14 protein-coding genes are annotated in these 12976 nt (G+C 59.5%); 9 read left to right on the top strand and 5 right to left on the bottom strand.

Going from position 1 to position 12976, the window contains the following annotated elements; all coding sequences use genetic code 11:
- Positions 1–75 precede the first annotated feature (75 nt).
- Positions 76–609, top strand: a complete 534-nt coding sequence (locus ACSQ3Z_RS32200; protein WP_436175248.1) for a hypothetical protein — start codon at positions 76–78, stop codon at positions 607–609.
- A gap of 59 nt (positions 610–668) precedes the next feature.
- Here ACSQ3Z_RS32200 and ACSQ3Z_RS32195 read toward each other — a convergent pair whose 3' ends face one another.
- Entirely contained in the window at positions 669–977 is a 309-nt protein-coding gene (locus tag ACSQ3Z_RS32195) for a DUF736 family protein (RefSeq protein ID WP_436175247.1), read from the bottom strand.
- A gap of 323 nt (positions 978–1300) precedes the next feature.
- Between ACSQ3Z_RS32195 and ACSQ3Z_RS32190 the strand changes: the two genes are divergently transcribed.
- Together ACSQ3Z_RS32190 and ACSQ3Z_RS32185 are read left to right on the top strand one after the other, a co-directional pair.
- On the top strand, positions 1301–1624 hold the full coding sequence (locus ACSQ3Z_RS32190) for a DUF736 domain-containing protein (RefSeq protein ID WP_006205585.1): 324 nt from the start codon (positions 1301–1303) through the stop codon (positions 1622–1624).
- Positions 1625–1681: 57 nt separating this feature from the next.
- Entirely contained in the window at positions 1682–2023 is a 342-nt protein-coding gene (locus ACSQ3Z_RS32185; RefSeq protein WP_436175246.1) for a hypothetical protein, read from the top strand.
- Between the two features lie 117 nt (positions 2024–2140).
- Here the strand turns inward: ACSQ3Z_RS32185 and ACSQ3Z_RS32180 are convergent, their stop codons facing one another.
- Both ACSQ3Z_RS32180 and ACSQ3Z_RS32175 read right to left on the bottom strand, forming a co-directional pair.
- Positions 2141–2548 carry a hypothetical protein gene (locus ACSQ3Z_RS32180; RefSeq protein ID WP_436175245.1) on the bottom strand — a complete coding sequence of 136 codons (408 nt, stop codon included), beginning with the start codon at positions 2546–2548 and terminating at the stop codon, positions 2141–2143.
- Entirely contained in the window at positions 2545–3225 is a 681-nt protein-coding gene (locus tag ACSQ3Z_RS32175; RefSeq protein WP_436175244.1) for a division plane positioning ATPase MipZ, read from the bottom strand. Before ACSQ3Z_RS32175 ends, ACSQ3Z_RS32180 begins: the two co-directional genes overlap by 4 nt.
- A gap of 503 nt (positions 3226–3728) precedes the next feature.
- On the opposite strand from ACSQ3Z_RS32175, the gene ACSQ3Z_RS32170 reads away from it, so the two are divergent.
- The gene (locus ACSQ3Z_RS32170) at positions 3729–4136 is read left to right on the top strand and encodes a plasmid mobilization protein (protein ID WP_436175243.1); all 408 of its coding nucleotides are present in this window, start codon (positions 3729–3731) and stop codon (positions 4134–4136) included.
- Complete coding sequence (locus tag ACSQ3Z_RS32165) at positions 4133–6352, top strand: relaxase/mobilization nuclease domain-containing protein (RefSeq protein WP_436175242.1); 2220 nt, start codon at positions 4133–4135, stop codon at positions 6350–6352. The genes ACSQ3Z_RS32170 and ACSQ3Z_RS32165 overlap by 4 nt, the downstream gene beginning before the upstream one ends.
- A 255-nt stretch (positions 6353–6607) precedes the next feature.
- Here the strand turns inward: ACSQ3Z_RS32165 and ACSQ3Z_RS32160 are convergent, their stop codons facing one another.
- Together ACSQ3Z_RS32160 and ACSQ3Z_RS32155 are read right to left on the bottom strand one after the other, a co-directional pair.
- Positions 6608–7246, bottom strand: coding sequence for an FMN-binding negative transcriptional regulator (locus tag ACSQ3Z_RS32160; protein WP_436175241.1), 639 nt, complete (start codon positions 7244–7246; stop codon positions 6608–6610).
- A gap of 31 nt (positions 7247–7277) precedes the next feature.
- Positions 7278–7943, bottom strand: a complete 666-nt coding sequence (locus ACSQ3Z_RS32155) for a helix-turn-helix domain-containing protein (protein ID WP_436175240.1) — start codon at positions 7941–7943, stop codon at positions 7278–7280.
- An 87-nt stretch (positions 7944–8030) separates the two neighbouring features.
- Here ACSQ3Z_RS32155 and ACSQ3Z_RS32150 point away from each other — a divergent pair, with 87 nt between their 5' ends.
- From ACSQ3Z_RS32150 to ACSQ3Z_RS32135, 4 genes are all read left to right on the top strand, one after another.
- Complete coding sequence (locus ACSQ3Z_RS32150; protein ID WP_436175239.1) at positions 8031–9167, top strand: trans-sulfuration enzyme family protein; 1137 nt, start codon at positions 8031–8033, stop codon at positions 9165–9167.
- Positions 9168–9211: 44 nt separating this feature from the next.
- Positions 9212–9847 (top strand): LysE family translocator, encoded by a 636-nt coding sequence (locus tag ACSQ3Z_RS32145; protein ID WP_436175238.1) that lies wholly within the window; start codon positions 9212–9214, stop codon positions 9845–9847.
- 250 nt (positions 9848–10097) lie between these two features.
- Entirely contained in the window at positions 10098–10289 is a 192-nt protein-coding gene (locus ACSQ3Z_RS32140; RefSeq protein ID WP_436175237.1) for a hypothetical protein, read from the top strand.
- Positions 10290–10491: 202 nt separating this feature from the next.
- Positions 10492–12792 carry a P-loop ATPase, Sll1717 family gene (locus tag ACSQ3Z_RS32135; RefSeq protein ID WP_436175236.1) on the top strand — a complete coding sequence of 767 codons (2301 nt, stop codon included), beginning with the start codon at positions 10492–10494 and terminating at the stop codon, positions 12790–12792.
- Positions 12793–12976: the final 184 nt, after the last annotated feature.

The following is a 12976-nucleotide window of genomic DNA, read 5'->3' as shown; positions in this document are numbered from 1 at the left end:
ACGATCCCTAGCGCAAGGTCAGGGGAGAGGGCGGCCGGCGCGGGGCGGGGGCGCTGGAGAGAAGGGAAGGCCACCATGTCGATGATATTCATAGGCGGATCACGCGAGATATTCGAGCTGCCGGAACCTGCCATCGCTCGCATCGGCGCAATCGTTGCTGCCGAGCACGGAGTGCTGGTTGGCGACGCGCCTGGAGCCGATGCCGAGGCGCAGGGCCTGCTCGCCGGGTACAAGTACGAGCATGTCGGGGTCTTCCATGCCGGCAAGGAACCCCGAAACAATCTCGGCGACTGGGCCGCCTACCATGTTCCTTCTCCTGAAGGAGTTCACGAGCACTGGTTCCAAGCCGCAAAGGACCGGGAGATGGCGCAGCGCGCGGACTTTGGCATGATGGTCTGGGACGGCGCGTCACCCGGCACGGCCGTCAACGTGCTTCGGCTCGCCATCGCAAACAAGCCGTGCGTCATTTATGATCTGGCCAGGGGCCGGATGGCGACGACGTACAATGTGGAGGACTGGTGTGCCATGCTCCGCCATGTCGATCCGGACATTCGCCGCCAGGTCGAAGCCCGCATGATGCCGGACGAGCGTCTGGCGTTGCCAGGATGATGGATGCGGTCCAGCCGACAGCCCGGCGGGTTCCTTATGTTCATCCGGCTCCTCGCCGCCTAATCCACTTGTATGAGCGGACGGAGCCGGCCCCTTTTCCACGCGCAGAGCCGCCGGGCGTTGTGCGGATGATCATCTTGACCCGTCTCGCCTCTGAAGCGGGTGCAAGCCTGCCGAACAACATCCTGGCTTGCCGGGTCATCCAACCTGACTGCGCGGTATCGTCCCGAGGGGCGTGAAGTTCGCTGCCAGCCGGCTCCGATCTCGAAACCGCTATGCCGCCATTCCGAACACGCAAGGAGGTCACGCGCCGGGCTGCTGTTCGATGTGTTGCAATGCCGACGACATGACCCGAGAGGCTGCAGCATGTTCCTGCGATCCGGCAGCGTTGCGTCGTCAAGCGATGGCGGCCTGGGTTCTTGTCCATCTGCCGCATCCGGGGCCATTCCCGTTTCATGTCGCCTTTGTAGACGACCGCCTGCTTTGTGCGGTCAACCCCCGTTGGGGGTACACTCGGCGAATATTCAGGAAAATTCGATTTCTGTTTTTGTCTGCAGGCAGGCGAAGGGCCTGCCCGCTATTCTTCGGCAAATAGAATTTTCCAGAATTTTCGCCGAGATGACCGCAGCAGGACGGCCCTCTCCTTTGGCGCCATCGGGAATGGTCCCGATGCAACCGAAGGAGAACTACCATGGCCACCACGATCGCAAACCTCACCACCAAGGCCGACGGCTCGATGGAAGGCGTCTTTGCCACGCTCCGGGTCAATGCCCCGATCACCCTCATTCCGAACACCAACAAGTCGCGCGAGGACGCCCCCGACTACCGGATCGTCAACAAGCGCACGGGCTTCGAGATCGGAGCCGGCTGGCACCGCATCTCCCAGCGTTCGGGCGAGGAATACCTCTCGGTCAAGCTGGAAGCCCCGGAGATCGGCGTGATCTTCGGCAATCTCGCTCCCGCCCCGGGTGGCGAGGAAAACAAGAAGGTCATCCTCTGGAACAACCCCCAGTGAGGCATCGGTGGCCGGCCCCGCAAGGGGCCGGCTCCCCACCGGCAATAGGAGGTTGCAATGAGCCGCTACACCATCACTGTCACTAGCACCGTCACCGGACAGGGTCGCTCGGACCCAGACGCTGTCATCGGCTACGATCCACCACTCCGGACCTACTTCCTGCAAGCGTTCCCGCACGAAGAAACCGACGAGCCCGGTCTTTGGCTCGGCACCCACGATCGCGCGTTCGAAACGCTTGAGGATCTTCGCCATGCAGCCATCTCACACGGCTACGACTTCATCCCGCTGTCGCCCAAACTGGCCGCAAAGCTGGTCGACGACAAAGCGGCAGCCAGCGGGCGTCCGGTGCGAGACACAATCTTCGGCCAGGTGCTGAAACACCTCAACCAACCCAAGTAGGCAACACATCTCAGGGCCCGCGACGGAGTGTTCCGTCGCGGGCCCTTTTTTTGCACGTTGCAAAGAGCCCCGAACATCAGCCGTCACGGCATGCGAGAGCGACTCAAAAACCGCCGATTATTCCTTCGGCAGTTTGTGCTTATGTATGCGGATATAATCCTGCACGGCCTTTCGCAGCAGTTCGGTCATGCTGTGCCCGTTGCTGATCGCCAGCAACTTGAACTGCCGCTGCTCCGCAGCCGTCAGGTAGTAGCCGCAGCGGATCATCTCCTCCTCGCGAATCTTCTTTCCGGCGATGGGGTCCTTTTTCTGACCCTGCCGCAGCAGCTTGCGGAAATCGGGCCCGGCTGCCGGTGAGGGCTTTGTCGGTACCTGCATCTGTGGCGCAGCTTGCTCCTTGTTCCCTGACGGCTCGGCCTTCGGCGGGATGAACATGCTGGGCAGCGCCGGAGGCTGCGTGGAGATCGCCTTCATCATGCGGGCCTTCTTGTCGTCACCGGGTTTCGGTGCGGTTTCTTCGCTCATGCCGCGTTCCTTGTGGCTGCGATGAAGGTTTGCAGAAGGTCGTCAAAGACCCCTTCACTCTCGGCAATCGCCTTCGCATCGGGCACATCGGGGCTGTAAAGGGTCTGCCCGGTCTGGAGGTCACGGTAGGCAACGCGATTGTGCAGGACGTGTTCTGCAATCGGCGTGCCGTTGGCCTGGATGATGGCGCGCAGTTCGGTCAGGGCTCGCGCCCTGCCATCGATGATGGTCTGCTTGGTCAGCACGAATATCGCAGGCAGCGGTCTCCCCCGGCTCTCGACCGCCAGCGGGATGTAGTGGTCGGTGATCTGGATGGCGGCGGTCACATCATCGAGGGCAAAATAGACCGGCACGACGACAATGTCGGCGGCGAAGAGCCCGGCCATGAGGTTGTCATTTGTGGTGCCTTCCGTATCGATCAAGACGACCGAGCGTTCCCCGTTGTGAGTGGCTGCCGCGCGAAGGATTTCCTGCGGGGTCATCGCGCTCACCATCTGGAGCCTGTCAGGACGATTGCCAGCTTCGCCCAGCATCTGGAACCAGCGGTTCATGTTCTGCCGCCGGTCGCCATCGATAAGAGTGACGGAATAGCCGCGATGCACCGCGACGGATGCCAGAGTGCGCAGCAGCGTCGATTTGCCAGTGCCGCCCTTGGGGATCGCAGCGGAGATGATCATGGGGGCCTCCTTCCGGTGTTGTCTCCTTGTGTCCATGTTAACACGGAGACAAGTCATCATGGACACATGAAACAAAATCACGGTCGAAACATCATGACATAGTCGACGGGGAAGCCTGGTTTGGCAACCCAGCGCGCATAGATAAGGGCTCGCTAAAGATGCAGTTTATGCGCAGCTGCTTTCGTCAGAAAAGAAGGTCCGGTGGCCCATCGACTGCGCATTTCCGACTAAGCTTTGGCGGCTGCGATAGGGCCGATGTATCCATGTTAACATGGATACAAGTCGCCAACGCATCATAGACACATCGCATCAAATCACGATGGGGACATTTCGCCCACGCTGCTGTTCGCCTACGCTGTTGCCGCCGACAACTGGGCTTGAGAAGGCTCGCCCATAAATTTCCTTTCCTCTTCACTTATTGGCAGGATAGCCTATTTTGTGATACACACAAAATAGGCGGCGCGGCCCTGGCGGGCCTTAGCGCCCGCAAGCGGGCTTGAGAGATGGATGCAGACGCCGAGAAAGCAGCGATGAAGAGCGCGTCACGACGCTATGGCGAGGTGACACACATCCGGTTTTCGGCTGACGAGCTGGCCAACCTCAAAGCCATTGCGGAGCGGGACGGCGTTACCGTCAGCGAGGTCGTCCGGCGTCTCGTGCGGGCAGAGGTCGGGCATCTGCCTATCGCATCAGAGGCGTTGCGGCCGGCAATCGTGGAGATGACCGAGCAGCTGCGGCGCGTCGGCGTCAATTTCAATCAAGCCGTGCGCGCCATGAACGACGGCCGTGTTGCCCAGGATGAGGATCTTGAGCAGGCGTTGATCGCCGTGGGCGACCTGGTGCGCAAGTTCCGCGACGAACTGAAGGCGATGACTGGCGGGTCCCGCAAAGCGAGGGAGGCCAGGCCATGAGCGGTCGTCTTGCTGGCTACGCGGCGGAAATCGAACGCTATCTACGTGGCGCTGCCGGCGTGAAGCATGAGGAGCTGGACGACGACAAGTCAGCGACGAGCGCCCGACGCGAGGCCAGTGAATTCCAGGCGATGAAGCGGATCGGTGGCGGCGGGCGCCTTAGGCAAGGACCAGCCGGCTCCACGCTAGGTGCCGGCAGGAGCGCCACTCGTTCGTGGCCGGGAGGGACAGGAGTTGTGGGAGGCTCCGTCCCCAGCGGCGCTCCGAAATCCGCGACGGCGGCTGCGACCTCTAGCGCACCGATCATGGTCTATGGCGCCACGCTCGCCGGTTTCCGGCCGGAAGAGGAGGAGGACTGGAAGCGGCGCGGCGGCGGCGGCGGCCGCGGTGCAGGTCGCGCAAGCGGTACTGGACGAGCGGCGCTGGTCGCCTATCAGGCGCGGGCCGTGGCGGCACGGGCAGGCTATGCGGCGGGTGCGCAACCTGCCGTGTTCAAGGTCATGCCCAATCCTCCGTCGACCAGGGAAGCCGGCGCCCGGCTGCTCAATTACATCGGAAAGCGCGAGGACGAAAAAGGCGAGAAACACGACATCGAGATTTTTGACGAGGATGGGCAGGTCCTTGCGACAGGCGGCGCACGAAAAGCGTTCCTGGAAACATTTTGCGAGACGTTCGAACTGCCCCTGGAAAATACCAATTTCATCGAGGTTCGTTTCGATCTCGCCGGCGAGGTCACCGATGCCGCCTTGAGCGAGGCGTTGAACAAGGCCTTCGGCGCAAAACCGTTCATCTATGCACAGGATGGTCAGGCGGTGGAGGTATACGCGCACACCGATGAGCGGGCCGGACCGCTTGCGAGAGTCCTGGCCGGTGGTCGGGAGAATTCGCGCAGCAAGGCGCTCGACAAGATCGAGGCGCGCTTGTCCGAGGCCATGGGCGCGGCGGGGGTGGTAGCCAAGGCAGAGGTGACGGCGGCCGTCAGCCGTGAGCTCAAAGCGAAATACTTTTTGCAAAAGTTTATCCGTACCCACAGCCAGGTCCGCCACGCAAATGGCGAGCCCGTGCCCGGGGCGAAGAATGCCACCAAGGCGGCGGCTTCGGTCTACGAACAATGGCGCCCACAGTTTTCAGGGCGGGAGCGCCGCAATGCCTATCACCTGCTTTTCTCGGCAAAGGCCGGCACCGATGCCAACGCCGTCATGGCCGCGGCGCGCGCCGTGATGGAGGAGCGAGCGCCAGGATACAAGTTCGTCCTGGCGCATCACAAGGACACCAAGCACGTCCATATCCATGCGATGGTGCAGGCGCGCTCTGCCGACGGTGAGCGCCTGAAATTCTACAAGCCAGATCTGGTCGCCTGGCGCGAGACTTTTGCGGAAAAAGCACGCGAGAACGGCATTGCGATGGTGGCGACGCGGCGCATGGATCATGCGATGACGCGGCCCTTCACGAAGGAGCATGCCGGAGCCTACAGCCGCGCCCAGAGCGATCCGCGCTACCAGGTCAGCGCCAGGACGATCGAGCGGGTGGAGGCCAAGCGGCAACGCCGTTTGGATGGACAATCCCTTGTCGTGAACGGCGATGCAATCGCTGCCGCATGGCAAAGGACTGTGACGACGATGCGGACCGCGGGCGTGGTCGGTCAGGCTCTCACGGCAGCGGAGTCGATCGGCAACAATTTTCTGCAGTTCCGTCGCGATCGGACAGGGGAGGGGCAGCCGGGTCCTGCCGCGGGTCGCGGAGCTGATCAATCGGGGCAGAAGTCTTTCCTGTCCCATCCCGGTATGAGAGAATTGAATGCACTGATAGGAGATTTGAACATGGCGCAAACCCCCTTGGAAATGCGGCGTCAGATGGCCCGCGTCAATCAGGCTCTGGACAACATGCGCGAGACGCTGCCGCCGGCGCATCAAGGACAGTTCGAACAGTATCGTGACGAGGTCAACGACAAGATGCACGACCGTCTCGCGCGGCTGCAATTCGAGCGGCAGCAACAGCGTCGCGGTGGTGGCAGTGGCGAACCGATCCCCGAGCGCGAGGCCCGGGGGCGAGACCTTCCAAGCCGGGCCGATTCCCGCCAGCCGGAGCAGCCGCGCACCGGCACCGAGCAGGAGATGACAGCCAAGCAGAAGGACGCGAACAAACAGAAGGCTCAGCAGGCTGAAGAGCAGGACCGCAAGACCCAGCGCTCGAACGATAACGATTATGAGCGCTGAGCGAAGATTGCTTGCCGGGCCTCCGAAGCGCGGAAGGGCGCAGGGAACCAAAATATTTCCGAGGCTTGTTCGTGCCTCCGAGGTTCAGGATCAATAGCCACGCATCTCATGTCGGGGCATGATATTGAAATCCGCCACCTGCCGCATCGCGGGTGGTCAGATGCTGGTCCCGTTTCCGGCGAGCCGACGCATTTGTCGCTCCAGGTCCCCCGTTGGGAAATCCAGCACCTGTGCTTTGTCAGGACAAGATAGCTGCTATTGGGATTTGGCCGCTGCAGCCGCGAGCATCGCCTGTCCCACCTCGTCAGCGCCTTGCGCAATCAGCGTCTCCCCGGCGTTCTGGATGTCGCGCAGCTCCTTGTTCTGGCTGAGCTTGAATTTTCCAACCAGGCTGGTGATCTCGATCTCCAAGGCCACGATCGCTTTGGTCATCGTGTCTATGAAATCCTTCGGCGCGTCGCCCATCTTCCACGGGTCCGGCCGGGTGGCCTCCTGCATGTGAGTAAGCTTCGCGACGTTGCGGCGCACGTAGCGCTCATCATCCCGAACAGTGATGCGACCATGGGCGTGGGCAACGAGATAGTTCCAGGTCGGCACCTGCTTATGGAATTCGTGTTTGCTGGGATACCAGTTCGGCGAGATGTAGGCGTCGGCGGCTCGGAAGACGACGAGGACTTCGTCGCCATTGGCGACTTCCTCCCAGACAGGGTTCTTGCGAGCGACATGGCAATTGAGGACGCCCTTATCGCCCTTTGAGCGATCCAGCTCGAAGGGGATATGGTTCGCGTCGAGGGAGCCATTGCTGTGGGTGATCAGAATACCAAACGGGTGTTTTTCGATAAGATCGAAGAGGGCGTTCTGATCGGGTACGGCGAAATGCGGAGGAACGTACAAAGGCGGATCTCCTGTGGTGAAGGGGCAGTTGTCAGTGGTCTGCGAGGTCTTGCGAAACAGCCAGGGGCGACGTCGGTGCCGGCGAAGAGAGGGCCGGACCCCGCTGTCCGCCGCGCTCAAGCACCGCCATCGCGAAGTGGGCGGGCACGTCGGATGCCGCGGCATACGAGTGGGATTGATCTGTAACGAGGCGCGCACTCTCGCCTGCATTTAGAAGGATCTCGTCACTGCCCACCGTGACCTTGAGCGAGCCTTGGGCAACCGAGATCAGTTCGCGCGTATCGGGACTGTGCGCGTCGGCGGCAAACACATCGCCCGGCATGAGGACCCAGCTCCAAAGTTCGAACATCGTGCGTCCCGAGGTTGAGGTGTGAAGTTTTGCCTGGCTGCCTTTGGCGCTGGTCCAAAGCGTTCTGGAAATACTCCGTTCGATCGGGTGGTCGGGGGCCGTGGAAGGTGCCTCATTCAGCAGATCGGCAACCGATAGCGAGAACGCCGCCGCCAGACGGCAAAGGATGGCGATACTCGGGTTTGCCTTGCCCTGTTCAAGAGCGACAACCGTCCCCTTGGACAGGCCGGTCAGTTTGGCCAGTCTATCCAATGTCAGGTTCTGGTCGCGTCTCAGATCCTGGATCCGGAACGCAATCGCCTGGCTTAGTTCCTGCTCGGTCTCTAAAGGTGTCGGGGTGTCGGTCATTATATTGACTTCAGCTCTCGCTTCGCTTACGGTCAATATAATGACCGGAGCGAAATTGCAACTGCGTCTGAACCGAGGAACTAGCCAGTGCGCTTTGAAACGAAGGCAATCCATAGCGGTCGAGCTGTCGATCCATCCACGGGCGCGGTTTCATTACCGCTTCATACCAGCACGACGTTCGAGCGCGGTGCCGACGGCTCGTTTCCGTTTGGGTTCGAGTACACTCGTGATGCAAATCCGACGCGCAATGCATTCGAGTCGGCGATGGCCGCGCTCGAGGGAGGACACGAAGGAATAGCCTTTGCCTCGGGCATGGCTGCAATAGCTGCAGTCTTTGAGAGCCATCCGTCGACGGGAAGGATCGTCCTTCCCGACGATATGTATTTTGGCATCCGCTCGCTGATGGACGAAACTGATATCGGCACTCGCTTCGATTTTGTCGCGGTCGATATGCGCGATCTGGATGCGGTGCGCGCCGCGGTCACCTCAAAGCCGACCGGCCTCGTCTGGGTCGAGACGCCGTCGAACCCGATGATCCGCGTCGTCGACATTTCGGCCATCTGCAAAATCGCGCACAACGCGGGTGCCTTGGCGGTGGTGGACAACACGTGGGCCACTCCCGTGCTTCAGCGGCCGCTTGAGCTTGGCGCGGATGCAGTCATGCACTCGGCGACAAAGTACATTGGCGGCCACTCGGATCTGATGGCGGGCGTCGTTGTTGTCCCCCACGCGTCGCCACTCGGACGGCCGTTACGGATGGTCCAGAAACACAAGGGCAGCGTCGCGGCACCCTTCGACTGTTGGCTGGCGTTGAGGGGGCTGCAGACATTGCCGATACGCATGCGCGCTCATTGCGAAGGCGCCCAGAAGGTTGCGGAGGCCCTGGCGTCTCATCCACGCGTCGAGAAAGTGCTCTTTCCAGGCCTGCAAGATGATCCGGGACACGATCTGGCTTCGCGGCAAATGAGCGGTTACGGAGCGATGCTTTCCTTTATCGTCGAAGGTGGAACCGATGCTGCAATGGCTGTCGCCGGCCGCCTCAAGCTTATTGTCCGGGCGACAAGCCTTGGCGGGACGCACTCTCTGATCGAGCATCGTGCATCCGTGGAGGGTGCGAAGTCCAAAGCGCCAAGCGGATTGCTACGAATGTCCGTGGGGCTCGAGCACCCTCAGGACTTTATTGACGACCTTATGCAGGCTCTCAGTGTGACGTCTGGGGCGTAGTCCCCGAAATGAATCAGGCGTGAGAGACCGGCGAAAGATCCAAGATGCTCAACAATCTGTACCACCTGCTAATTGTCTATATGGCCTACGTCGTTGCAGCGGGGAGCCCGGGTCCCAGCACAATGCGGATCATGGGAACGGCAATGCAGCAAGGGCGCCAAGCGGCCCTTGCTTTGTCAGCCGGCGTCGTCACCGGATCGATTTTTTTGGGTATCATGGCGGCGACAGGCATTTCCGCGCTTTTGGCAAGCTACGCCCAGGCGCTCGTGATTCTAAAGGTTCTCGGAGGCTGTTATCTGCTCTATTTGGCTTTCAAGGCAGGAAGGGGTGCCCTGACACCGGACCAGCCTGATGCCGCGCCTGGTACAGCACGCCGGCCGATATCAGGGCTCAGTCTCTACAGGCGCGGTTTGCTGATGCATCTAAGCAATCCCAAGGCGATTCTTGCCTGGATAGCGCTGGTCACACTTGGACTCTGCCTGGATGTCTCGGCGACGGACGTAATCCTCATTCTCGCAGGATGTGCGGTGCTGAGCGTGACGATTTTTTTCGGATATGCAGTCGTGTTTTCCACGCAACCCATGGTCAGGATGTATCGGCGGGCGCGGCGGGGAATTGAGGGAGTCTTGGCAGTCAGTTTCGGCTATGCGGGTCTAAGGCTCGTGCTCTCTCGAATCTGAAAGAGCGTCTACCATTAGACCGATTACTGCCCTACCTCCTGAAAAACCAAGGGGGGACAGCGTTTGTCACCGAGGCTGTGGCCAAGATGCTAAGTCTAGAGGCCGTGGCGGAACCAGTCCCTGACGCCAATTCGGCTGTGAATGTACGGAATAAACACTCCCATCCCCACGCACGGCTACTCAAAGGGCTCAACCTTATGACCGACTCATTCCAGTGGGTGCGCCCCACGACAAGGCATGCAAAGAGGCCATGAACACGCTGTTAAAGGCGATGGGAGACAACCGCGAAAATATGGTGGTGATTTGCGCCCGGTTATCAATCGTACTCGTCGCCGTGATCAACGGCGAAACCAGCCTGAACCTTTTTCGGCGCGGCAATCCGTCAAGCCTGACTTGTGCCAACAAAGACGTGCCTGCGTTCCCGATGGATGAGGTTGCCTAGGTTGAAATCTGGGGGGGTGACGTGGACGTTGCACAAGCCCCGCGTGTAAGACAGGTGTTCGCCTGATCGACGGCACAGCTGTTACTGCAGGTGTGAGCGCGCCTTGGGTGAACTGCGCACCGTCAATTCTTGTGTTCAACTGGATCAACAGCTGGAACTTTGAAAAGGAGATAATTATTTATAAAGAAGTCTGGGGGGGAATATGAAGGCATTTTTTGCATATCCGTCGTCTGAGCGCGACGTGATTGAGGCGATCCGGTCCGCCAAGCAGGTATTAAGTCAGTCGCGCCGGGACCTTGAGATCACGCTTTGGCAGGAAAATGACATTTCCGGCAGGCCATTGACGGACCCAATATTCGAGGCGATTTCCGATGCGGACATGCTGTTCGCCGACGTGACAATAATGAACTTCAACGTCACGTTTGAGATTGCTTACGCTATTGGCCTCGGAAAACGCGTGCACTTGGTCCGCAACCAGAACATCGCCCGCGAGGCCTCGCTGATAACGAAAATCGGGATCTTCGACACTTTGGGCTTCACCACCTATTCCGAAGGCCAAGGCTTAGCCAGGATTCTCCATGGCGCAACGCCGAACAATCCCTTACCCCTCCGGGTCGAACCGAATAAAAAGGCGCCGGTTTATATCTTGAACACCCCGGCGTCGAACGCACCGATGCTGGCGATCGGCGCGAGGGTCAAGAAATCTCGCTTAGGGTTTCGGAGTTTCATACCCCAAGAGGAAATCAGGATGTCGGCAAGCAAAGCTGTGGTCGACATCTCGGCCTGTATCGGGGCCATCGTGCCGCTGTTGCCGTCTAGCTTCGTCGACGCCGACGTACACAACATACGCGCAGCTTTTATAGCCGGTCTGGCATTCGGGCTGGGCAAAGTCACCCTGATCCTCCAGCCTCCGGATGGACCTGCGCCGCTTGATGTGCGGGACATGGTAAAAACGTTCTCTCAAGCCGAAGATATCGCCGAGCTCATCAATGAATTTGCGCTCGACGTGACCGAGCGAATGCAAGCAGATGACCCGCTTGCTGCCCCAAAAGGTTCTTTTCTGTCGGAGCTGTCCATAGGCGATGCCATTGCAGAGAACGAATTCCAGACGCTTGCCAGATATTACCTAAGGACGGATCAATATGGCCGAGCTTCCCGTGGCGAGGTGAACCTCGTGGTTGGGCGAAAAGGGGCCGGAAAGACCGCGCTATTCTCACAGCTCCGAAACGAGAAGCGCGCCAAGGTCCAGAACATTGTGGTCGACCTGAAGCCCGAGGGCTACCAGCTCATCCGTCTTAAAGAGGACGTTCTGGATTACCTGGCCGAGGGTGCCCGAACCCACCTCATCACTGCTCTGTTCGAGTACGTCCTCTACTTGGAGATTTGCTATAAGGTCCTCGAAAAGGACAAGACCAAGTATATGCGCGACGGCAGGCTCTATGAGCCGTATCTGGCCCTGCAGAAAGCCTACGAGTCGGGCGACGCCGGGGAAGGTGATTTTTCGGAACGGCTGCAATCTCTGTCCAGGTCGCTTGTCGATAGTTTCAAGCGCACCTACGGCCAGACGGACCGGGAACAACGGTTGACCTCGGCCCAGGTTACAGAGCTCGTTTACAAACATAACATCAAGGATGTGCGCGATGCGCTCTCAGCATATCTCGAGTTCAAGGACAGCGTGTGGGTGCTATTCGACAATCTCGATAAGGGATGGTCGGCTCACGGGCTCAACGACGAAGACGTCACAATCCTCCGAGCCTTGATCGACGCAGCGCGTAAGATCCAGCGCCAAATGCAATCGGACGAGCACGACTTCCACTGCGTTGTTTTCGTGCGGAATGACGTCTACCAGCTCCTTGTTGAGGCATCTGCCGACTATGGCAAAGAAAGCCGCGCGGTGCTGGATTGGACCGAGCCAGATGTCCTGCGCGAAATGTTGCGCCGTCGGCTTATATCAGGCCTCTTCCCGCCCAAAACCCCTTTCGATAAGGTGTGGTCGAGTGTCGCTATCAGCCACTTTAAGGGCGAGGAGACATCAAGCTTTCTGATTGAGAGGTCGTTGATGCGGCCACGCAATCTTATCAAGCTGATCGGGCATTGCCGCGGTTTCGCAGTCGGGCTTGGGCACGAAAAAATCGAGCAGGACGACATCGAGAAGGGCCTCAGGAGCTATTCCCTCGATCTTATTACCGACGCTGATCAAGAACTCACCGATATTCTCGGAGCGGATACCACCCTGATTTACCATTTCATTGGAGAAGGCGAGAGCTTCAGTCGCGATCACCTTGAGAAGATCGTCCTTGGGGCCGATATCGCTCCCAACCGCGTTGAAAACGTAATCGAATTTCTTCTGTATTATGGTTTCATTGGGATCCACCACGCCGAGAGAACGACATATATATTTGATGTCAATTACGACATGAAGCATCTGAGGGTGTTAGAGAAAAAAGCGGGTGCGAATGTGACTTATACGCTGAGCCCGGCATTCCACGCAGGCCTGAATTAGGATTTACTCGGTTCCTACCCATTTACGGTGATGCGGATGGAGCACCTTTCCGGGGCGGCCAGTCCTGCGTCCCGCCTTCAGGGGCGCTATGCTGACGCCCTTAGGCCGCCCTGTTAAGCAGCTCTCGGCCTCAACGAAACGGCTCCGGCAACTTGCCCGACTTACGTGCATTTCATCGCCTCCA

Source organism: Mesorhizobium sp. LjNodule214, from assembly GCF_964252735.1.
Lineage (GTDB): Bacteria > Pseudomonadota > Alphaproteobacteria > Rhizobiales > Rhizobiaceae > Mesorhizobium.
The sequence above is the reverse complement of the archived record's forward strand: the minus strand, read 5'-3'. Positions and strand labels throughout refer to the sequence as shown.